This window comes from Candidatus Clostridium eludens (genome assembly GCF_045310515.1).
In the GTDB taxonomy this organism is placed as follows: Bacteria; Bacillota; Clostridia; order Clostridiales; family Clostridiaceae; genus Clostridium_B; species Clostridium_B eludens.
In genome coordinates this window covers 252,880-275,962 of sequence record NZ_JBJHZX010000001.1, presented here as the reverse complement: position 1 = coordinate 275,962, position 23,083 = coordinate 252,880, and the positions used below count along the sequence as shown (strand labels likewise).

Annotated in this window: 20 protein-coding genes; 16 read left to right on the top strand and 4 right to left on the bottom strand. The window is 29.9% G+C overall.

From position 1 onward, the window contains the following. Positions 1 to 133 precede the first annotated feature (133 nt). From cbiM to ACJDU8_RS01300, 3 genes are read left to right on the top strand one after another with little or no spacing between them, the layout of a single operon-like run. Positions 134 to 1,132, top strand: coding sequence for a cobalt transporter CbiM (cbiM, locus tag ACJDU8_RS01310; RefSeq protein WP_406790332.1), 999 nt, complete (start codon positions 134 to 136; stop codon positions 1,130 to 1,132). Positions 1,133 to 1,158: 26 nt separating this feature from the next. Then, the gene (locus ACJDU8_RS01305) at positions 1,159 to 1,953 is read left to right on the top strand and encodes an energy-coupling factor transporter transmembrane component T family protein (RefSeq protein WP_406790331.1); all 795 of its coding nucleotides are present in this window, start codon (positions 1,159 to 1,161) and stop codon (positions 1,951 to 1,953) included. A 4-nt stretch (positions 1,954 to 1,957) separates the two neighbouring features. Then, complete coding sequence (locus ACJDU8_RS01300) at positions 1,958 to 2,686, top strand: energy-coupling factor ABC transporter ATP-binding protein (RefSeq protein ID WP_406790330.1); 729 nt, start codon at positions 1,958 to 1,960, stop codon at positions 2,684 to 2,686. A gap of 105 nt (positions 2,687 to 2,791) precedes the next feature. Here ACJDU8_RS01300 and ACJDU8_RS01295 read toward each other — a convergent pair whose 3' ends face one another. After that, a complete protein-coding gene (locus ACJDU8_RS01295) occupies positions 2,792 to 3,406 on the bottom strand; it encodes a MerR family transcriptional regulator (RefSeq protein WP_406790329.1) in 615 nt (204 codons plus the stop codon). Positions 3,407 to 3,615: 209 nt separating this feature from the next. Between ACJDU8_RS01295 and ACJDU8_RS01290 the strand changes: the two genes are divergently transcribed. Then, positions 3,616 to 4,968 carry a glucose-6-phosphate isomerase gene (locus ACJDU8_RS01290; RefSeq protein ID WP_406790328.1) on the top strand — a complete coding sequence of 451 codons (1,353 nt, stop codon included), beginning with the start codon at positions 3,616 to 3,618 and terminating at the stop codon, positions 4,966 to 4,968. Between the two features lie 229 nt (positions 4,969 to 5,197). Further along, on the top strand, positions 5,198 to 5,656 hold the full coding sequence (locus ACJDU8_RS01285; RefSeq protein ID WP_406790364.1) for a YaiI/YqxD family protein: 459 nt from the start codon (positions 5,198 to 5,200) through the stop codon (positions 5,654 to 5,656). Positions 5,657 to 5,663: 7 nt separating this feature from the next. Here the strand turns inward: ACJDU8_RS01285 and pulA are convergent, their stop codons facing one another. Next, positions 5,664 to 7,787, bottom strand: a complete 2,124-nt coding sequence (gene pulA / locus ACJDU8_RS01280) for a type I pullulanase (RefSeq protein WP_406790327.1) — start codon at positions 7,785 to 7,787, stop codon at positions 5,664 to 5,666. Positions 7,788 to 7,924: 137 nt separating this feature from the next. Here pulA and ACJDU8_RS01275 point away from each other — a divergent pair, with 137 nt between their 5' ends. The 10 genes from ACJDU8_RS01275 to gatB all read left to right on the top strand — a co-directional run bounded on the left by ACJDU8_RS01275 (position 7,925) and on the right by gatB (position 20,637). After that, positions 7,925 to 9,931, top strand: coding sequence for a triple tyrosine motif-containing protein (locus ACJDU8_RS01275; protein WP_406790326.1), 2,007 nt, complete (start codon positions 7,925 to 7,927; stop codon positions 9,929 to 9,931). 71 nt (positions 9,932 to 10,002) lie between these two features. Next, positions 10,003 to 10,677 carry a lytic transglycosylase domain-containing protein gene (locus ACJDU8_RS01270; RefSeq protein WP_406790325.1) on the top strand — a complete coding sequence of 225 codons (675 nt, stop codon included), beginning with the start codon at positions 10,003 to 10,005 and terminating at the stop codon, positions 10,675 to 10,677. A 201-nt stretch (positions 10,678 to 10,878) separates the two neighbouring features. Further along, positions 10,879 to 11,595: a pseudouridine synthase gene (locus ACJDU8_RS01265; protein WP_406790324.1), complete on the top strand. Its 717-nt coding sequence runs from the start codon at positions 10,879 to 10,881 to the stop codon at positions 11,593 to 11,595. Positions 11,596 to 12,017: 422 nt separating this feature from the next. After that, positions 12,018 to 12,320, top strand: a complete 303-nt coding sequence (locus ACJDU8_RS01260) for a YerC/YecD family TrpR-related protein (RefSeq protein WP_406790323.1) — start codon at positions 12,018 to 12,020, stop codon at positions 12,318 to 12,320. A 223-nt stretch (positions 12,321 to 12,543) separates the two neighbouring features. Beyond that, entirely contained in the window at positions 12,544 to 14,781 is a 2,238-nt protein-coding gene (gene pcrA / locus ACJDU8_RS01255; RefSeq protein WP_406790322.1) for a DNA helicase PcrA, read from the top strand. A gap of 76 nt (positions 14,782 to 14,857) precedes the next feature. After that, positions 14,858 to 16,849, top strand: coding sequence for an NAD-dependent DNA ligase LigA (ligA, locus tag ACJDU8_RS01250; protein WP_406790321.1), 1,992 nt, complete (start codon positions 14,858 to 14,860; stop codon positions 16,847 to 16,849). Positions 16,850 to 17,074: 225 nt separating this feature from the next. Next, entirely contained in the window at positions 17,075 to 17,344 is a 270-nt protein-coding gene (locus tag ACJDU8_RS01245) for a hypothetical protein (RefSeq protein WP_406790320.1), read from the top strand. 64 nt (positions 17,345 to 17,408) lie between these two features. Beyond that, positions 17,409 to 17,696, top strand: coding sequence for an Asp-tRNA(Asn)/Glu-tRNA(Gln) amidotransferase subunit GatC (gene gatC / locus ACJDU8_RS01240; RefSeq protein WP_406790363.1), 288 nt, complete (start codon positions 17,409 to 17,411; stop codon positions 17,694 to 17,696). Between the two features lie 32 nt (positions 17,697 to 17,728). After that, a complete protein-coding gene (gene gatA / locus ACJDU8_RS01235; RefSeq protein ID WP_406790319.1) occupies positions 17,729 to 19,192 on the top strand; it encodes an Asp-tRNA(Asn)/Glu-tRNA(Gln) amidotransferase subunit GatA in 1,464 nt (487 codons plus the stop codon). A gap of 14 nt (positions 19,193 to 19,206) precedes the next feature. Beyond that, the gene (gene gatB / locus ACJDU8_RS01230; protein ID WP_406790318.1) at positions 19,207 to 20,637 is read left to right on the top strand and encodes an Asp-tRNA(Asn)/Glu-tRNA(Gln) amidotransferase subunit GatB; all 1,431 of its coding nucleotides are present in this window, start codon (positions 19,207 to 19,209) and stop codon (positions 20,635 to 20,637) included. A gap of 24 nt (positions 20,638 to 20,661) precedes the next feature. Here the strand turns inward: gatB and ACJDU8_RS01225 are convergent, their stop codons facing one another. Next, the gene (locus ACJDU8_RS01225) at positions 20,662 to 20,868 is read right to left on the bottom strand and encodes a hypothetical protein (protein WP_406790317.1); all 207 of its coding nucleotides are present in this window, start codon (positions 20,866 to 20,868) and stop codon (positions 20,662 to 20,664) included. A gap of 173 nt (positions 20,869 to 21,041) precedes the next feature. Here ACJDU8_RS01225 and ACJDU8_RS01220 point away from each other — a divergent pair, with 173 nt between their 5' ends. After that, complete coding sequence (locus ACJDU8_RS01220) at positions 21,042 to 22,658, top strand: peptide ABC transporter substrate-binding protein (protein WP_406790316.1); 1,617 nt, start codon at positions 21,042 to 21,044, stop codon at positions 22,656 to 22,658. A gap of 122 nt (positions 22,659 to 22,780) precedes the next feature. On the opposite strand, the gene ACJDU8_RS01215 is transcribed toward ACJDU8_RS01220, so the two are convergent. Then, complete coding sequence (locus ACJDU8_RS01215; RefSeq protein WP_406790315.1) at positions 22,781 to 22,939, bottom strand: hydroxymyristoyl-ACP dehydratase; 159 nt, start codon at positions 22,937 to 22,939, stop codon at positions 22,781 to 22,783. Positions 22,940 to 23,083 lie beyond the last annotated feature (144 nt).

Below are 23,083 nucleotides of genomic sequence, written 5' to 3'. Positions count from 1 at the left end.
TACGAGGGTATATAATTATTTGAAAATTTATAAATGTAGGATTTTGATTAATAGCCACGAAGGTTGATTGCTGTAGAGCAGTTGTCAATTTTGGTGGTTTTGTTTTTTGTTAAGTTTTTAAGGAGGGATCAAAATGCATATTCCGGACAATTATTTAAGTCCATCCACCTGTGTTTTCATGGGAACTATAATGATTCCAATTTGGGCAAGGGCAGTAAAAAAGGTGAAAAGTGAGCTGGATAAAAAGAAAATGCCACTTATGGGTATAGGTGCCTCACTTTCGTTTTTAACAATGATGTTTAATGTTCCGCTGCCAGGGGGAACTACTGGACATGCAGTAGGTGGAACCTTACTAGCTATTTTACTGGGGCCGGAATCGGCGTGTATTTCTATAACTATAGCACTCTTAATTCAAGCATTGCTATTTGGTGACGGCGGCGTTTTAGCATTTGGGGCAAATTGCTTTAATATGGCATTTGTTATTCCATATGTAGGATATTATATTTATAAGTTTTTGAAAGAAAAATCCAAAACAGAAAAAGGAGAATACATTGCAATTATGGCTGCTTCATACATAGGTATAAATGCTGCAGCCTTATGTGCTGCAATAGAGTTTGGTATACAACCGCTATTTTTTAAAGATACTGCCGGTATGCCATTATATTGTCCCTATCCTCTATCAATTACTATACCGTCAATGCTAATTCCCCACCTTGCAGTTGCAGGGGTATTGGAAGCAATTATAACCATTGGAGTATTAAGTTTCATTAAAAAAGTTTCACCAGATATTATATACCAGGGTTCTAGTACGAAAATGAACCCTATATATGGGCTGATAATAGTATTGATATGTTTATCACCCCTAGGATTATTGGCAGCAGGTACGGCCTGGGGGGAATGGGGCAGCAGTGAGATAAGTTCTGTAGTAGTGGGTGGCAAGCCATTAGGTTTTATACCAAAAGGCATGGAAAATGGATTCAGCTTTAGTGCATTAATGAAAGATTATTCTGTTAAGGGACTTCCAGATGGGGCAGGATATATCTTATCAGCAGTTGCAGCAGTTGCAATATTTTTGATAATATTTAGAGTAATAACAAGTGTGAGGAAAGAGAATAAGAGTTCAAGTAGGTAAATATTGTTTAAGAGAGGAAATTATAAATGCCAGAGTGGCTTCTAAAAAAAGATAACTATATACCTCTAAAGGATAAGGATTCTTTTGTAAATAAGAGCATTCTATCTATATTAGAGGTTCTTACAAAATTTAGGCATCAAACTGAATATGGAAAGAATAGATTTGGGATTAATGCTTTAATTAAATTTATTTCAACACTTATATTAATTATTTTTGTTTCCTTGAGCAAAAGTTTTACGTTCATTTTAATTACTAATATATTTATGCTTGTGTTAATTAATTTTTTAGGTATTAATGAAATAAAGTATATCTTAAAAGTGAGTTTGGTGGTGGCAATATTTACTTTTATTATCTTTTTGCCATCAATTTTCTTAGGATATGGCCATAATGCTTTAATGGTTACATTAAAGGTCTTAGTTTCTGTTGCTTTTGTTAATATATTAGCCTGTACTACCCAATGGAACCATCTAATAGGAGTTTTAAGAGTATTTAGGATACCTAATATGTTTATCTTTGTACTTGATATCACCATAAAATATATTATAGTTTTAGGTGAGTTTTGTCTAAATATGGTTTATACGCTGAAATTAAGATCTGTAGGAAGGAATAACAATAAAAGAAGATCTCTTTCTGGAATTGTAGGAACCATGTTTATAAAATCTAAAGAAATGGCTGAGGAAATGTATGGTGCTATGGAATGTAGGGGTTTTACAGGAGAATATAAGATATATAGGAAGTTTAAATTTAAATTGGCAGATTATATTTGTATTATGCTTAATATAGCTTTTGTACTAATATATTTTTACTTTGATAGGTTGTGATTTCATGATTAATATAGAGAATGTTTTTTATTCATATAATGCTAAGGTGGAGGCACTAAAAAATATAAATTTGCATGTTAAAGAGGGAGAAGCTGTTGCTTTAGTGGGGGTAAATGGAAGTGGAAAGTCTACATTAATGAAATTGATTAATGGATTAATATTTCCCCAGCGTGGAAAATATTTTTTTCAAGGTGAAGAAATTAACTATAAGAGGTTGCAGACTGAAAAATTTCTGAAAACTTTCCATAAAAAAATAGGCTTTGTATTTCAGAATCCGGAGGTACAGCTCTTTTGTTCAAATGTTTATGATGAAATTGCATTTGGGCCAAGACAAATTTTCATGGATGAGGAAGAAATAAAAAAAAGAGTAGATGATACTTTAAAACTATTGAAAATTGAGGAGTTAAAGGATAGAACTCCATATCATTTAAGTGGAGGAGAAAAGAAAAAGGTATCTATTGCATCTGTGGTAGTTTTAAATCCAGATGTCTATGTATTTGATGAACCTATGAATGGCCTTGATCCTAAGACTAAAAGATTTCTGAAAGAATTTATGATAGCTATAAATAATGCAGGAAAAACAATTTTATGTTCTACACATGATTTCCAATATGTAAAAGGAATCTTTAAGAGGGCAGTTGTTTTTTCAAGTCACCATACAATCATTAGAGATGGTGCCTATGATGAAATAATGAATGATACAGCATTCTTATATGCTAATAATATTATATAAGATAATTGTTTATTAAAAAATAATCAAAAAACGGTATAGTATCTTAAATACTATACTGATTTTTGATTTTAAAATACTTTCTTGAATTTTAAGAGGGGATTTAGATTATTTTTCTTTTTTACTGGATAGTTTAAATAGATTATTATACCACTTGTTTTTTTGTTTTCTTCGGTCCACTCTGCTTAGATATTGATTTTGATTATTTTCAATTTGCTTAATTAAATTTTTAGTATGGCCCATAGAGTTAATTAAAGAATCGTTAGTACGTAATATTTTATTTATACCTCCAGTTATTTCTGTTCTATTAATTTTAATATCATTTCTAATATTATTACTGTGTTCCTCCATAGTAGTATTAATAGAGCTTTTAATAGTGTTTTCTATCTCGGGTTTAATTAAGGTATATATTGTTTCTGCTATAAATTCTAGTTCTTTTTTACTACTGAGTGAAGTAGAATTATTATATAAGAAATATTCTATAATTTGTTCAGGCTTATAATGTTTTTGTTTTGATAGATATTGTATCATTTTTAATTTATTAATATCATCCCCTGTGAAATCACCTCGTCTACCAGAAACGTTGCTGCCATCTAATATTTTTCTAAAGGTTGTACAATAACTTTTGATTGTTTGGGTATTAGTATTTAACATTTTAGCAACTTCTCTAGTTTTATAGGTAATATCTTTAAAATCACTTATGTTAATTGCATTATTTTCCATAGTTACCACCTCCTTGAAATATTATACAATTAATTGAGAATAATATCAATATAATTTATAATGTAAATAGATATAATCACATAAGATTCACATAAACTTTTGATATTTGCACAATAAATGGTACATATAATTATTAATAATACATAGTATATGGTTATATGAAATTTAAATTAAATTAGAACAAATTTACTGGAGGTGCAAGTAAAGCGATGTTGGAAAAAGGTATAAGTTTGGATTTAAGTAAGATTTACTCCTGTGTTAGTCAGAATGATATAGATAATTTACAGCCCTTTGTATCTGTTGCTCACAATATGATAGAAAGTAAAACAGGTGCAGGAAGTGATTTTTTAGGATGGGTAGATTTACCCGTAAGTTATGATAAAGAAGAATTTAACAGAGTAAAAGTGGCAGCTGAAAAAATCAGGCATACTTCAGATGTATTTGTAATTATGGGAATAGGCGGTTCTTATCTGGGAGCTAGGGCTGCTATTGAAATGCTTTCACATACATTTAGTAACATTTTATCTAAAGATAAAAGGCAGGGACCTATTGTACTTTATGCAGGAAATAATATGAGTTCAACTTATATGAAAGATTTGCTGGAAGCCGTAGAAGGTATGGACATATCTATAAATGTTATTTCCAAATCAGGTACTACCACAGAGCCCTCTATTGCATTTAGGACATTTAAAAACTTATTAGAAAAAAAATATGGTAAAGAAGAGGCAAGGCATAGAATATATGCTACTACGGATAAGAAAAGAGGGGCTTTAAAGACACTAGCAGATATAGAGGGATATGAAACTTTTGTTATTCCAGACAACATAGGGGGAAGATATTCTGTATTAACTGCAGTAGGGTTACTTCCTATAGCAGTAGCAGGAATTAATATAGACGATATTATGCAAGGTGCAGCAGATGCCAGGGAAGCCTATAGTAGTGAATACTTAGATAAAAATGCAGCGTACAGGTATGCTGCAGTTAGGAATGTATTATTTCAAAAGGGTAAGACTACTGAAATGATTGTGAATTTTGAGCCTTGTCTTCATTATTTTGGAGAATGGTGGAAACAACTTTTTGGAGAAAGTGAGGGAAAGGACAATAAAGGTATATTTCCTGCAGCAGCGGATTTCTCAACGGACTTACATTCCATGGGACAATATATACAACAGGGGCTTAGGATATTATTTGAAACTTTTATAAATGTAACGAAATCCAGAAAAGAAGTAATTATAGAAGAAGACAAGGACAATTTAGATGGATTAAACTTTATTGCAGGTAAATCAATGAGTTTTATAAATTACCAGGCTTTGAAGGGGACAGTGCTAGCCCATAGTGATGGAGATGTTCCAGTAATGATTGTAAATATACCTGAACTTACCTCTTATTATTTTGGATATATGGTATACTTTTTCGAAAAAGCTTGCGCAATCAGTGGATATTTGATGGGAATAAATCCATTTGATCAGCCTGGAGTTGAGGCCTATAAAAATAATATGTTTGCCCTTCTTAAAAAACCGGGATACGGTAATGTGGAATTACAATTAGGAGGAAAAGTGTAGGTAAGGATTTTTAAAAATTAATCAGCATAGTTTATTTTACATAATGCTGAATTAACAGGTTTCTACTATAACTATAATATTGTAGAAACCTGTTTCTTTATTTTAGTCAATTAGAAACTGACAGATGATAATTTTATTATAGTGGTGTATAATTTAGATATGATGTTTACAAAAGCTTACAATGAAAAAGGTTTATTAAGTAGTGGAAGGAGAAATAGGTAAAATTTTAATGAGAATATTAGTAGATGGAGATGCTTGTCCTGGAAAGCATATAATAGAAAATACAGCAAGAGAAAATGGTATAGAGGTAGTAATATATTGTGATACAAATCACATTTTAAACAGTAATTATAGTACTGTAATTACTGTTGATAGCGGTTTTCAAAGTGTAGATATGATGATTGTAAATAAAGTCACAAGTGGAGATATAGTGGTAAGTCAAGATTATGGGGTTGCAGCTATGGCATTAGGTAAAAAAGCTTATGCAATAAATCCTAAAGGGTATATATATCATGATGGTAACATGGATAAACTTTTATTTGAAAGGTATATATCTTCAAAAGTCAGAAGAACAGGTGGAAAAACTTCAAGTCCTAAAAAAAGGACAAAAGAAGATGATAAAAGACTTAGAAAGAATTTACTTCAATTAATTTCAGATGGGAAAATTTATAAAGGGGAGGATTGGTAGCATTTTACTAATCCTCCTGGTAATATAATATATAAGAAGACAGGCCTTTTACTAAAAGTTTATCTTTTAAAAGTATATTTTCGTTTTTATCGTATTTGTCATAGTTACTGTCTAAAACTAATTTCCATTGTATTTCAGGAATATCTATGTACATATCTTTTTTTCCTGCATTAATTGCAATGAGAACTTGTTTCCACTTATCCTTTCCTGTGCTGTCTTTTAATATAAAAGCAAGAATATCTTTAGAGGTATTTTTTATAAAGGTTAAATTATTTAATAAGGTTTCCATGGAATGTAATTTAAATAGCTTGTGAGATTTTCTTATGTGGATTAACTTTTTATAATGATTAAATACATCTATGAATTCAGCTTTTTTATCCCAATCCATAGAATTTATATAGTCTGGTTTGTTAAAGCTGTTGGACTCTCCTTGCTTGCTTCTGCAAAATTCTTCCCCCGAATATATAAACGGAATACCAGGACAAGTTAAAATTATAGTTGAGCACAATTTTACTCTTTTCTTTTTTTCTTCTACTGTCTCACCTATACAGCTTAAATTTATTCTGTCCCATAAAGTATGGTTATCGTGACAGCTGGCGTAGTTCACAGATTGTATGGGAGAAATATATTGTGACATTATACACTCTTTTAATATATCTTTTTTGGAGCTATCCCCCATTATAAATCCTCTGTCACTTAAATCAAAAACATTACCTTTCAGGCAGTCCCTAATTTTATCGTTAAAAAAGCCTATATTACATAAGTATTTTGAGTTATTAAGAGTAGACTTATTGTGTCCTGGAAGGCAGGTATTTAAGTCCCAGCCTTCACCATAAATCATCATGGATTTATTTATTTTATGAAGTTCGTATTCTATTAATTTCATAGTATTTATATCTATGAGTCCCATAAGATCAAATCTGAAACCATCTATATGATATTCCTTAGCCCAGAATATTACAGAATCTACTATGAATTTTCTAACCATCAAATTTTCAGAAGCCAGATCATTTCCACAGCCACTCCCATTACAAAGTATTTCTGCTTGTGAGAACCTAAAATAGTAATCCGGGAATATATTTTGAAAGTTATTGGCACAGCCATGATAAATGTGATTATAAACTACGTCCATAGTTATTCCTAGATTATTTTTATGGAGAAAGTGAATCATGTTTTTAAGTTCTATTATTCTGCACATGGGGTTATAGGCATTTGTAGCATAACTTCCTTCAGGTGCGTTGTAGTTTTGGGGGTCGTATCCCCAATTATAATTTTTATCACTATACCTTTCGTCTACACTTTCGCAGCTGAAATCAAATATAGGCATTAATTGAATGTGAGTAACACCTAACTCTAGTATATGGTCTAAGCAAGTGCTTAAACCTTGAGGAGATTTGGCCTCTTTTTCTGTTAATGATAAAAATTTTTTTCTATTTAGAACTCCGCTGCTGGAGTGGGAGGATAAATCCCTTAAACTTACCTCATATATTATGGCATCAGTATATTTTTCAATAGCAGGGTAGATGTCACTGTGCCACATAGCAGGATCTGTTCTTTTTAAGTCCAATACAACACCCGTTAATCCATTTATACTTACTGCACTAGCATAAGGATCAACTACTATATTGCATTTATCACATAAAGTCACTTGGTAATTGTAATATGTTTCATGTAAATCCCCTTTTACAGAAGTATACCAAAGCCCCAGGTGCTCTTTCATATCTACCATATATTTAACATTAAACTGGTCAGAAGAGGGTTTTTCATAAATTATGAGTTTTACACAAGTAGCTGGGGGAGACCAGAGCTTAAAAGTAGTTTTTTCCTTATTGTAGATGGCACCTAAAGCTGTATTGTGAAAAAATCTTTTATTAAATTCTTCTGTAGAATAAAGGGGATAGTACCAGACTTTATATATAGTATCTTCATATTCCACAAAACAATGGTATTTTATATCTATATTCCTGTTTAAATTTAAAAGTATAGTAGTATCAACTATAGAATAGCTAGTTATAGATATGGTTTCTCTACCATTTTTTATATTTAGCTTATAGGATTTAAATTTGCATATTTCATCTGATGCTAGGACTATTTTATTAAAAGAATTAATATAAATATTTGTTATTTTCATATATACTCACCCACTTAATATTATAGTAAAATATAATATTAATATACAAAAAATACTATTACAAAATATGGTATTATAGTATAATATATTTTAAGGGAAATAGTATTTATAAGATTTTTACATGGGGGATGATGTAGATGAATGAACTGGCTATAAGCTGTGACTTAAAAAGTCCACAAGAGAGAAAATCAAAAATTATTATAAATATAGATAATAATTTGAAGGAGAAGCTTCTATATAAGTATATGGTAGGATATAATGGAATATGGAATACCATAAAAGACTTTACGGAAAAAGAAAAGATTGAATGGGCTCCAATACAAGATGGGAAGTATGTATTAATGGTACAAGCTAAAAAGCCAGATAGTAATAAAAGTTTCGATTATGTATCTAGAATGGACTATGTAATAGGAAAAGTTGAAGAAAAGTTAATAAGTAATGTGTATATAGATAAAGATAAATTGGTATTAGGTGATAAACTGACTGTAACAGTAGATACAAATAAGTTTCCGCTTATGTTTAGATATTGGATAAGAATAGAAAATGAATGGGAAATGGTAAAAGATTATTCTATGGATAATATGCTTTCCTGGGCAGTTAAAAGTGAAGGAAAAGGTGAAATATTAGTAGAATGTAAAAATGTTGACTCGAAAAATGACTTCGATGATTTTAGAAAGGTGAAATTTGAGGTGGTACCTTTAAAAGAGGTAAAAATAACAGATTTTAAATGTTTGGCTTATGAGCTTTTAGAAAATTCTGAATTAATTTTTCAAGTGGATTCTCAGCATGATACTGACAGAACTATTCTTTATAAATTTTTTAAGGTAAATTCTAATAGGGAAGTAGAATGTATACAAAATTATTCTACAAAGAGAATAGTAAGTTATGTTGAAACTAGAAGCGGAGATTATAAGCTTTTGTGTATGGCTAAGGATATGTATTCTATTAATAAATTTGATGATAGGGCAGTATTAAATTTTAAGGTAAAAAAATATAGTAAAATTTACATAAAAAATTTCACTACAGATATTAATTATCCTCAGTTATGCGGTACAAAGGTTACTTTAATGGCAGATACTATAGGTGGAAGGGAGCTTTTATATAGGTATATAATTGAGGGGAATTACAGCAGAGAAGATTCAGGATATACTATTTGCAACAGTTATGTATGGGAAAGTAAAATGGCGGGAAATTATACTATAACTTTAATGGTTAAGGATAAGTCTTTTTCAGGGGATTATGAAGCCATAGAACACTTAAATTATGTTATAGATGAAAAAAGTAAAGAACCAGTTAAGATTCAAAGAGTTATGTTGGATAAAGATAAAGGCATATTAAGAAATCAAAATATTAATGTGAAAGTAAGTGCTTCTGGGGGAGTGGATATCAGATATTCCTTTATAATAAAAAGAAATGGAACTGAGATAAAGATCATAGAATATAGTAGAAACAGTTTTATGAGATTTATTCCAGAGGAAAATGGAAATTATGAACTGGAAGTTAGGGTAAAAGATAAATACTCTGATAGAGAATACGATTGCCACTCAACAGTGAAATTAGATGTGTTTGACTATATACCTGCATCTATTGACTATGTACTTTATCCTATGAGAGAGCATTATTTAGTAGGTGATAGGGTTGTTATAAATTGTATAACTCAAGATACTAAAAATGTTATTATGAAATATATATTAAATATAAATAATCGTAAGGTGGAAGAGACAAATTTTGTTGCGGAAAAATCATATGCCTTTGTACCTAAATATAGCGGTAAGTATAAGGTGGAAATTTTAGCCAAAAATATTAAAAGTGACAAGCAATTCGATTGTAAAAGAGAAGTAAGTATTGTAATCAATGAAGCACTGCCGGTAACAAATACAAAAATAACCTGTGATAATGCAAATTTTTTCTGTAATGAACCAGTTGTGTTTACTGCCCATAGTGAGGGCGGCAAAGACGTATTGTATGAATTCTACGTAATGGAAAAAGGAGATTGGAATTTAGTTCAAAGCTATAGTAAAAAAAATTATTATACTTTTATTCCTTTTTATAAGGATAAATATAAGGTACTGGTCTTATGCAAGAGCCAATATAATAGGGACTTTTATGAAGACTATAATATATTTTTATTTAAAGCCCAGTAAAATTAAATTTTATAAAGTAAATACATTTTACTACGATAAAAATTATAGTGTATTTTTGGGCAGGTGAAAAAATGAGTATAAACAGTACAAGTAATGAAAATCAAGATAAAGCTTTGGAGAAAGTTTTACAGTTTCAGATGATGACACAAATGTTTCAGGAGGCATTTGGAGATTCAGATTCTTTTCAGATTGTTATGGAAAGTTTGTTAAATGCAGTATCCGACAGTAATGGTAATGTAGATATATCCAAGCTTCCACTGGGAGAAGAAGATTTAAGTAAATTAGGATATGGCGGAGGACAGAGATTAAGCACAGCTTATAACAGTGTAAAAGATTATTTGAAAAGTGGAGTTTCAGACATTGATGAGGCAGTTGAAAAAGCATCCAGAAAGTATGGTGTGGATAAAGATTTGATAATGGCAGTTATAAAGCAAGAGTCTAATTTTAATCCAGAAGCTACGTCTCCTGTAGGAGCCATGGGACTTATGCAGCTTATGCCAGGAACTGCCAGCGGGTTAGGGGTAACCAATGCCTATGATATAGATCAAAATGTAGAGGCAGGCACTGAGTATTTAAGAAGTATGTTGAATATGTATGGGAATTCCAAAGAATTAGCACTAGCTGCGTACAATGCAGGACCGGGGACTTTACAATATAAAGGTGTAACAAATAGTTCAGATATTTCTAAATTGTCTTATGAAACTAGAAATTATGTACAGAAGGTTATGGGGTATTATGGAAAGTAAAAAAATGGGATTTATCATTTATAAGTATAGCCAAGTGTTATATTTAAATTATATAAAATCATTTTTTATTATACAGAGTATTAACTTTACAGCTTAATATTCTGTATTTTTTTGTATTTAAAATATCTCTAAGTAAGGTATGTGAAAAATAAATAACTAATGACTATAAAAGGTTATAATATTAACAAGGAGTGATAGATTATGGATAGATTAGATAAAATTTTGGCAAATTTAGGATATGGAACTAGAAAAGAGATAAAAGCTATGGTAAAAAGAGGCGCAGTAAAAATAGAAGGGGTAGTAGTAAAAGATAATTCTATGAAAGTAGATCCTGATAATTGTAAAATAGAAATAGATGGAAGTATTGTGGAATATAAAAAGTACATATATATTTTAATGAATAAACCTGAAGGAGTAGTATCTGCAACAATGGATAATTATGATGAAACTGTTATAGATATTTTGATACCAGAATATCAGGCACTTAAACCTTTTCCAGTAGGAAGGCTGGATAAAGATACCAAGGGATTGCTTCTTATTACAAATGATGGGGAGTTAAACCATAGGTTAATATCTCCTAAAAATCATGTGGATAAAGTTTATTATGCAGAAATAGATAGACCAGTTGATATATCTGATGTTGAGAAATTTGAAAAGGGTATAGTATTGAAGGATGGATATAACTGCCTGCCGGCTAAATTAAAGATTATAGAATCTGATGGAAATGGTTCTATAGTTGAAGTAACTGTTCAAGAGGGGAAATTTCATCAAATTAAAAGAATGTTTAATGTTTTGGGAAAAAATGTAGTTTATTTGAAGAGGATAAAATTTGGCCCTATAAACTTGGATGAAGATTTGCTGGAAGGAGAATATAGAGAATTATATAGAGAAGAGATTGAAAGTGTGAAGGGAATTTGAATCTGTTAAAATCATATATTAATATAGTTTGCAATTACAGTGTCATGAAATATATGTAAAATAAGTAAAATGCATGACAGTAGTACTTGATATTTTAGTTATATTTTACTATAATTAAAATATAAGAATAAATATAAAGGAATAATAGCCCCCTTTTTATTTATGATTAAACAGCCTATACCCCAGTAGGCTGTTTTTTATTTTTTGAAATTTTTATTTTTTTATATTTGTGAATTATTGTGATAATGAAAGAATAAATTTAATGTACTATATAAGTAGAATTTATTCTTTTAAGTAGAAAATGTGGATTTATAAGTTCTATCAATATAATATATTACAAAATTATTTATAATTTTATGGATTAATGTTTTAATACATGATAGAATTAAAGAAAAAATGTACATGAATAAGGAGTGGCGTTCATGGGAGATTATGAATCTAAGTTAAAGAGTAAGGCAATGGACTATTTGTGCGAGGCAGTATTGTGTCTTGAGACAAAAGAAGAATGCTATAGGTTTTTTGATGATATATGTACTATAAATGAAATAAAAGCATTGGAACAAAGACTTCAAGTAGCTAAGATGTTGAAAAACAAAAAAACATATTTAGATATTGCATCTGCAACTGGAGCTAGTACTGCCACTATAAGTAGAGTGAATAGATGTTTGAATTACGGAAGCGATGGTTATAAAATAGTTTTAGACAGATTAAATAACAATGTTTAATTAGTATTGTTAGGTTTAGGTGTGTTGATAGATATCAGCACATTTTTTATAGCTTTAAGATATTTTCAAATACCTAAATGATTAAATAATTATTAAGGTGATATAATATTAAATATGCTTTAACCTATTATTTTCTTTAACATGATTTAAGTGGAACTTAATAAGGCTTTAAGAATGAAAAATTGTAATAATAAAAGTGTATATAAAAACAGGAGTGAATTTTATGGATTTAAAAAATCTTTTAAATAAAGAACAATATGAAGCGGTAACAACCATAGATGGCCCATTATTAATTCTAGCTGGAGCAGGTTCTGGTAAGACAAGAGTTCTGACCTATCGAATAGCACATATGATTAAAGATTTAGATATATATCCTTCTAAAATATTAGCTATAACTTTCACTAATAAGGCTGCAGGAGAAATGAGAGATAGAATAAGAAAGTTAGTTGGAAACGAAGTGGACAGTATGTGGGTATCTACATTTCATTCCAGTTGTGTAAGGATATTAAGAAGAGAAATAGATAAGCTCGGATATAATAGAAATTTTGCTATATATGATGGCTATGACCAAAAAGTACTTATAAAACAGTGTATGAAAGAGTTAAACATAGATGACAGCATAACTGATAAGGAAGTAATAAATAAAATTAGCAGACAAAAGGATAATCTCATATCTCCAGACAAGTTTAAAAAAGAAAATGAAAATAATTTTAGAATGAATAAAATTGCGGATGTATATGTGCTGTATCAAAAGAAGCTTAAGGAAAACAATGCCCTGGATTTTGACGATCTTATATGTAAAACAGTACAGCTTTTTAAAGACCATTCAGATGTACTTGAATTTTATCAGAGAAAATTTAAATATATAATGGTAGATGAATATCAAGATACTAATAAATCACAGTATGAACTTGTTAGATTATTAGCCCAAGCAGAGAAAAACATATGTGTAGTAGGAGACGATGACCAGTGTATTTATGCTTGGAGAGGAGCAGATATAGAAAATATCTTAAACTTTGAGAATGATTATACAAATGCAAAGGTAATAAAATTAGAACAAAACTATAGATCCAAGGCAAATATATTAAAAGCCGCAAATGATGTTATAAGTAATAATTCCCATAGAAAACAAAAAATACTTAAAACTAAAAATGATAATGGAGATAAGATAAAGTTATACAGAGCTAATTCGGATATGGACGAAGGCAGATATATAGTATCTCGAATTAAGGAAATTCTGGATGCTGATAAAGATAAACATTATAGGGACTTTGCAATACTTTACAGAAATAATGTTCAGTCCCGTATTTTTGAAGATGTTTTTATGAAATCTAATATACCTTATAGAATTATTGGTGGGTTGAAATTTTACGACAGAAAAGAAATAAAGGATATTTTAGCATATTTAAAGTTTATAAATAATCCCTTAGATAATGTAAGCTTAAGAAGAATAATAAATGTACCTAAAAGAAATATAGGAGAGACTACAGTACAAAAAATACAAAGTTTTGCTGATTCCATGGATGAATCAATGTATAACGCACTTTTAGGCATAGATAGAAGCTTGAATTTGACACAAAGAAGCGTTAACTCTATAAAAAAATTTGTAAGTCTTATAAATAGCCTTATTAAAAGTAGGGACAAAATTTCTGTATCTAATTTGATAAAAGAAGTACTTTATACTACTGGATATTTAGAAGAATTAAAAGCTTCTAAAGAGCCTGATAGCATAAGTAGAATAGAAAATCTTGAGGAACTTGTATCTGCTGCTGTAGAGTTTGAATCTACTTCAGAGGACACATCACTGTCTGAATTTTTGGAGAAAGTAACTCTGGTTTCTGATATAGATAATTTTGATAATAATGCAGATTCAGTGGTTATGATGACAGTACATAGTGCAAAAGGATTAGAATTTCCTGTAGTTTTTATGGTGGGAATGGAAAATGGCATATTTCCAGGAATGCAGTCGTTAGATAATTTTAAAGAAATGGAAGAGTCAAGAAGGCTCTGTTATGTGGCAATAACAAGGGCAAAAGAAAAAATTTATATTACATCTGCAGATACCAGAAGGGTATTTGGAAAGATGGTATCCTATGAACAGTCTAGTTTTATAGATGAGATATCCAGTGAATTGAAGGAATATGATAGTTTGAAAAAATCAGATGTTAATAGCTTCATAAATAAATCTCTAAGTAAAAATATTTTTTCTTCTACAAAAAGAATGAATTTTAACAATATATCCTATAAGACGGAAGCTTTATCTATAAGTGATATTCCCCAGGGCAATTATTTAAAACCAGAAAATATAAAGGAAGGAATAAAAGTAAAGCATAAGAAATTTGGAATAGGAACTATTGTTAGCATAGCTAAAAAAGGTGATGATATAAAGCTTACTATAGTTTTTGATAATATGGGAATAAAAAATTTAATGTATGGAGTGGTTCCTTTAGAGGCTGTATAGTATATACAGTATATTTAAGTTCTAAATTAAACTTTAAGTTGTCAATTAATAAATCAGACATAAAGGGGAATAATTTGTGGATATTAAAAGTAAAATGGAAGAGTTGCGTAAAATAATAGAATATCATAATGATAAATATTACAATGAAGATGAACCAGAAATTACAGATTATGAATATGACAAGCTATCTCTTGAATTAAGAAAACTTGAAAAAGATAATCCAGAATATATGGTTAGTAGTTCACCTACACAGAAGGTAGGAGGAACAACAAAACGAGAGTTAAGAAAAGTAAGCCATGATATTCCTGTTATAAGTTTGCAAGATGTTTTCTCAAAAGAGGAAGTTTACAACTTTGTTTATAAAATGGAAAAAGAACTTAATAATCCAGCATTTGTGGTTGAGAAAAAAATTGATGGACTTTCAGTTGTATTAAGATATTATAATGGTGAATTTAAAGAAGGTATAACCAGAGGAGATGGAGCAGTAGGTGAATCAGTGTATGAAAATCTTTTACAAATTGAAAGTGTTCCCCAAACCATTTCTGAAAAAATACCATACTTAGAAGTGCGTGGAGAAGTATATATGTCAAATGATTCCTTTATAAAAGTTAATGAGAAACAGGAAGAATTGGGAATCAAGAAATATCAGACTGCCAGAAATTTAGCAGCAGGAACCTTGAGACAATTAGATTCAAGTATTGTTAAAGACAGAAATCTTGATATATTTATTTTTAATCTGGAAATTTCACAGGGCAAACAGTTTAAGTATCATTCGGAATCGTTGACATGGCTTTCACAGCAGGGGTTTAAAGTTAGTCCGGATTTTGTCCTTTGTAAAACAGTGGATGAGGTTTGGAATAGCATATGCGAAATTGATAGTACAAGGTGGGAATTGCCATTTCAGATTGATGGGGCTGTAATAAAAATTGACAGTTTGGAAGATAGAAAATTATTAGGAACTACAAGCAAAATACCAAAGTGGGCAGTGGCATATAAGTATCCACCAGAGCAAAAAGAAACTGTTGTAGAAAATATAATTGTACAAATAGGTCGTACAGGAAAATTGACACCTTTGGCAGTTTTAAGGCCAGTCACATTGGCAGGAACTACGGTATCTAAGGCTACGCTGCACAATCAGGATTTTATAGATTCAAAGGATATACAAATTGGAGATACTGTAATAATACAAAAGGCAGGAGATATTATTCCAGAGGTAATAAAAAGTATTCCAGAGAAGAGACCTAAAGATTCTAAAAAATATACCATACCAGATAAATGTCCCATATGTGGTTCTGAAACAGTAAAAGAACCAAAGGGATCAGATATCCGTTGTAGTAATTCCATGTGTTATGCACAGGTAACTAGAGGTATAGAATATTTTGTATCAAAAGATGCTATGAATATAGAAGGATTTGGACCAAGTTCTGTGGAAGCTTTAATGAAGGAAGGATATATTAAAGATGTGGCAGATATATATTATTTAAAAAATTATAGAGAAGAGCTTATAGAGAAAGGTATAATAGGCAAAGAGAAATCAGTTGATAATCTTATTATTGCCATAGAAAAATCTAAGGAAAATGATATAGATAGATTAATTACAGGATTAGGAATTAGAAATGTTGGAAAGCAGTCTGCAAAGGTATTAGCAGCAAATTTTTCAAACATTGAAGATATTGCTAATGCTTCATATGATGAGTTAATTGGTTTAAAGGATTTCGGAGATACTATTGTAAAAGACATAATTAACTTTTTTAAAGGGGAAAAATTTAGTTCAATTATTTCAAGGCTTAAAGAAGTAGGAGTTAATACTGTTTCCAAAACTTCTTATAATAAAAAGGATAATAGATTTCAAGGCAAGACATTTGTAATAACTGGTACATTACCTACATTGAAGAGATCTGAAGCTTCAGAGTTTATTCAAAATTACGGAGGAAAGGTTTCAAGTAGTGTATCTAAAAAAACAGCTTATGTGCTTACAGGTCAGGAGGCAGGAAGTAAGTTAGACAAAGCTCAAAGTTTAGGTATAAATATAATAGATGAGGAAGAATTTATGAATATGATTAAATAGGGGAAACTTTGATGAAGCCATAAATCAGGATAATTATTAAATATTAGAATTAAACTTTATTTTGGAGGATATAATATATATAGTTTGAAATTATAGAAGGTAGTTAAAGTCTAAATAAAAATATAAAACTATATTATTTACAAAATAAGAAAAAAGGATTATTATAAAAATAGTTTAATTTTTAATTTACAGTTAAACTTTGGTATAAGGCTTCGGAGGAGAAAGATGAAAAATACAATAAATTTATTAGGATGGATAGGCGTTATAGTTACTATTCTTGCACTAATATTAACACTCCTTACTACATATCAGTTCATGTATGTAAGTTATTTTAGTGACTATCATACACTGCAGTGGAGTATATTTGTTACAATGATAATCTGGGCTATAAATATGGTAGTGTTTAGATCTAGTTTTAAAAATGTAATATACCCATTGACTTGTGTATTAATAGCTTGTGCCACTATGTTTTTTATGTACATGAAAGTTTACTAAAAATAAGAGACAATCTAAAAGAGATTGTCTCGTTTTTTATATAAAATAAAAGGGGGTTATTGATATTTCAATTACAAAAAAAGATGTAGAATATATATCGTGGCTTGCCAGATTAGAGTTTAAAGAAGAAGAAAAGGCAGGGTTGATTAAAGAATTAAATGCAATACTAAAATATATGGAAAAACTAGATGAATTAGATACGGAAGAGGAGGACATAATTATAAATCCTTATTATATAGAAAATAAATTCAGAGAAGATATCTTAGAAAGCTCTTTAGATATAAAACAGGTATTAGACAACTCCCCTGAAAATTTTCAAGAATATATAGTAGTACCTAAAGTACTAGAATAGTTTCATATAGTCACTACTTATTGAAATTTTATATGGGAGGTTGTAAAGTGAGGCTAACTGCACATAAATTGAAAGATATGCTGATAAGCAGAGAAATAAGTGTACAAGAAATCATAAAATTTCATCTAGATAGAATAGATAAGATTGATTCTAAGCTGGGAGCTTATCTATATGTGGCATCAGAAGAGTCATTACAAAGGGCAAAATATTTGGATGATAAAATTATTAAAGGAGAAAAATTGAAGGGGCTTTTTGGAATACCTGTTTCTGTAAAGGATAATATAAGTGTTAAAGGTATGCAAAATACATGTGCTTCTGAGATACTGAATGACTACATAGCACCTTATGATGCCCATGTGGTGGAAAGGATAAAAGCCCAAGATGGAATAATACTCGGTAAATTAAATATGGATGAATTCGCCATGGGTTCTTCCACGGAAAATAGTTCTGTAAAATTAGCCGCAAATCCCTGGAATTTAGATAGGGTACCGGGAGGTTCTTCTGGAGGTTCTGCAATTTCAGTTGCAGCAGGTGAAACTGTATTATCACTTGGAACAGATACAGGGGGATCTATAAGGCAGCCTGCATCCTTTTGCGGAGTGGTAGGATTAAAGCCAACCTACGGAAGAATTTCAAGATATGGAGCTGTGGCCTTTGGATCAACACTAGATCAAATAGGACCTATAGCAGCGGATGTGGAAGATTGTGCACTTTTAACTCAGTGTATATCGGGAATTGATGAAAAGGATTTTACCACAGCAGATATAGAAGTACCAGAGTATAGTAAAAATTTAAGTAAAAATATTAAGGGAGTAAAAATAGGTATACCTAAGGAGTATTTTGGAGAAGGATTAAATGACAAGGTTAGAAAATCTGTAGAAGAAGCAATTGTTGTACTTAAAGAAAATGGAGCAGAAGTGAAGGAATGTTCTATTCCGTTAACACAGTATGCACTGGCAACTTACTATATAATTGCAAGTGCGGAAGCTTCTTCTAACCTTGCTAGATTTGATGGGATAAGGTATGGTTACAGGTCAAAAGATTTCAAAGATGCAGTGGACATATATTTTAAATCAAGAAGCCAGGCATTGGGAAGTGAGGTAAAAAGAAGGATAATGCTTGGAACCTATGTACTTTCTGCGGGATATTATGATGATTATTATAAAAAGGCACTTAAAGTTAGAAATCTTATGAGAAACCAATTTAAAGACATTATGAAAGAATTTCATGCCCTTATATGCCCAACATCTCCTACTACTGCATTTAAAATAGGTGAGAAAAAAGAGGATGTAATGGCTATGTATCTGTCAGATATATATACTGTACCTGTTAATATAACAGGCATACCTGCTATATCAGTACCTTGTGGTATGATAGACGGGCTTCCGGTAGGGCTCCAAATTATGTCTGACTATTACAGGGAAGATATACTTTTTAATATAGCCTATAGTTTTGAACAATCTACTAACTGGCATAATATTAGTCCCAATATATAAGGAGGTGTATACATATGGAATTTGAAGCTGTTATTGGCCTGGAAGTTCATGCCGAACTTTCAACAAAAACTAAAATATATTGTGGGTGCAGCACTGAATTTGGAGATCAACCTAATAGTCATGTCTGTCCTATATGCTTCGGACTTCCGGGAGCACTTCCCAGGCTAAATAAAAAAGTGGTGGAATATGCAATAAAAGCAGGACTTGCTTTTAATTGTTCTATAAATAATAAAAGCAGAATGGATAGGAAGAATTATTTTTATGCTGATTGTCCTAAAAATTATCAAATTACTCAGCATGAATGTCCTATCTGTAAGGATGGATTTATTGAAATAGAGGATTGTCTCGGGGAAAGGAAAGAAATAGGTATTGAAAGAATACATATAGAAGAGGATGCTGGAAAGCTTATACATAGAGATGAAGGTACATTAGTTGACTATAACAGGGCAGGAGTACCACTTATAGAAATAGTATCTAAGCCGGACATTAGAACCTCACAAGAAGCTATTTTATATCTTCAAAAGTTAAGAAATATACTTAAATTCATAGGAGTATCAGATTGTAAAATGGAACAAGGTTCCCTTAGGTGTGATTGCAATATATCTGTAAAACCCCAACATAAATCAGAGCTTGGGGTAAGAACAGAGATAAAGAATATGAACTCTTTTAAGGCTATTGAAAAGGCTCTTGAATATGAATATAAAAGACAAATTAATGTAATAACATCTGGAGAAAAAGTAATACAGGAAACTAGAAGATGGAATGATTCTAAAAATATTACTGAAGTTATGAGAAATAAAGAATATGCTAATGATTATAGGTATTTTCCGGAAGGAGATTTGGTAACTATAAATATTTCAGATACTTGGATAGATGGTATAAGAAAAACTATTTTAGAACTTCCTTACCAGAAAATAGATAGGTTTATTAAAGAATTTAAAATTTCCAAGAAAGATGTAGAAATTTTAGTATTAAATATGGGTATGGGAGACTTCTTTGAAAATACTGCTAAGTTAAGTGGAGATGCAAAGTCTGCTTGCAATTGGCTTATGGGAGATGTAGCACGGCTTATGAACGAAGAGGATCTGCCTTTGCATAAACTGAAGTTTGCTGAAAAAGATTTAGCCAATTTAATTAAATTTATAAACTCTGGTACTATTTCTAAGAACATAGCAAAAAAAGTAATTGAACAAATGTTTTATGAAGGAAAAAGTCCTGAAAAAATAATAGAAGAAAAAGAATTTATTCAAAATAATAGTGAAGCTGAGATTTTAGAAATTGTAAAAAAAGTTATACAGGAAAATCCAAAATCTGTTGAAGATTATAAAAAAGGCAAGAAAAGGGCAGTAAAATTCATAATAGGTATAGTTATGAAGAAAACTGGAGGTAATGCAAATCCTAAAATTGTAAATGAATTGGTAAATGAGGAGATAAATAAATATTAAACTTTATAAATAAGAGACTTGTTTTTAAGTTCTCTTATTTTTTTCCTCTTGTTCTAATATAATATCTTCTTTCTTTATAAGCATGTGTATATATTCAGTTATTTTTTCTAATAGGTAATTTTTATATTTTATTTGTGATAATGTTTGTTTAACAATTATAAGGCCCCAAATTAGCACAAATATTATAGTGCACATAGTTAAAATACCTAATATTTCTATTGTAAGTATCATTTTATACTCCTCCATAATAATTAATTTTAAGGATATAAAAGCCATTTAAATACACGTGAACATTATATCATAAAAAATTAATATTAAAAATATTATAATAGAATTTGTTTATTTTTATAGTTAAGTGACAATAATTTAGATACTATCCCATAGGCAAAATGAGGAGATATATTATGAAAAAGCTTATTTACATCATACTAATTGTGCTGATAATTTCTGTAATTTCCATAACCCTAAGCGGAGGTGCATTGGAAAAGAGAGCTAAAGAAACTCAAACTAATAGCTATAAAAATAGTTTAGTATATAATTTAGGTGAATTGCCAGATAATCTGATAATGATGGATTCAGATAATATAAGACAAAAAGATATACTTGCCAATACTTTTGAGGGATTGGTAAGCAGTGACGAAAAGGGAAGTATAATTCCAGCTTTAGCAGAAAGCTGGAGCATAAGTGAGGAAGGAACCAGCTATACTTTTAAAATAAGAAAAAATGCAAAGTGGAGTAATGGAACTAATATAAATGCATATGATTTTGTAAACTTTTTTTCTGAAATATTGAAGCCAGGTGTAAAAAATATATATGCAGATCAATTAGATTGTGTATTTGGGGTTGAAGATTATAGAAAAGGCAAATGTAATTTTAAAGATGTAGCTATTACTGCATTAGATAGCCACACGTTATGTATAAGATTAAATTATCCTTGTAATTATCTTTTGAATATACTCTCACAACCTATATATGGACTTAGAAATATTGACTATAAATTAATAGATTGGAAGAAAGATTATAAGTCAATATTATATTCCGGAAGTTTTACCATATCTAATTTATCTGAGGATCAGGAGATCACTCTGAAGAAGAATGCAAACTATTGGAATAAAATTGGGATAAAAAGTAGTAATATAGTAATAACCTCTTTAAAAACTAGTGAAAGTGCACTGGCAGCATTTGAGAATTACAAGATAAATGTATTTACAGATCCTCCTTTAGGAGAAATTAAAAACATCAAAAATCAGGGGCAATATGTAACCGCTACTGAATTAGAAGGTACAGGAATAGTTTTTAATTTAAAAAAGGAAGGCATTACAAGGCAGGCTAATTTTAGAAAAGCAGTATCTCTCTCCATTGATAGGGATGACATAGTTAAAAATATATTGAAAGGTACTTCAACTTTGGCAAGTTCTTATATACCTGATTATGTGGGCAATGGATTAGATGGAAATTTTATAAATAAATCTTTTTTTGCAGCTAATGCACAGGGAGAAGCAGTTTCAAATATAATGAAAAATTTAAATTATGATGGTGAGAAAAAATCTTTACAACTTATATATGTAAACACAGTTGAAAATAAAAAGGTATGTGATGAGATAGCAAACAACTTAAAAAAATATATGGATATAAATGTAAAATGTGTAGGATATGAATTGAACTCATTTAACAATGAAATAAAAAATGGCAATTACGATATGGCTCAAATAGATTATAGAGGGTATTATAGTTATCCACTGCCATTTTTTAAAATGTGGCAATCCTCTTCTACAGACAATTTATACGGATATAGTAATATTGAAATTGATAATAAACTTACCAGTGTAATTTTTGAAAAAGATGCAGCTAAGAAAATAGAAATATTTAAGGATATAGAAAACATATTACTTGAAGATATGCCTATAATACCTTTATATTTTAACAACACAGTTATTACCACAAGAAATTATGTAAAAGGTATTTATACCAATAAAATGGGTAATGTAAAATTAGATAAGGCTTATTTATCAAATAATTAGGTTAGAAGCTGTTTTTGTGAAAATGCTTAATAAAAGGTAGGGATCTCATATATTTATGAGATCCTTAATATTGTGTTAAGTTAGAAATATAAATCCATTTGAAATAAATTATTGAGCTTATCTTAAGGCTGATAAGATTCATTATTAGATTTTTTCTTAGGAGTAAAATATATACAGTTTGTTTCTAAAGATGAAAGATTTGTAATAGGAGTAATGTAATTTAGAGTACATTTTCCATTTTCTGCATACAGGCAATTTTCAGAACAGTTAATATCCATCATTAGTTATCACCTTCCTTATAGAAGCTGTATGAATTTAGAAAGTTGTAAGGTATCTTCTAAATATAAATTGTCTAAAACATTTTTACTTGTTAGTTATTTTAAGATACCTAAAATGCTTGTACTTTAGGTTGTATTATTATGTCC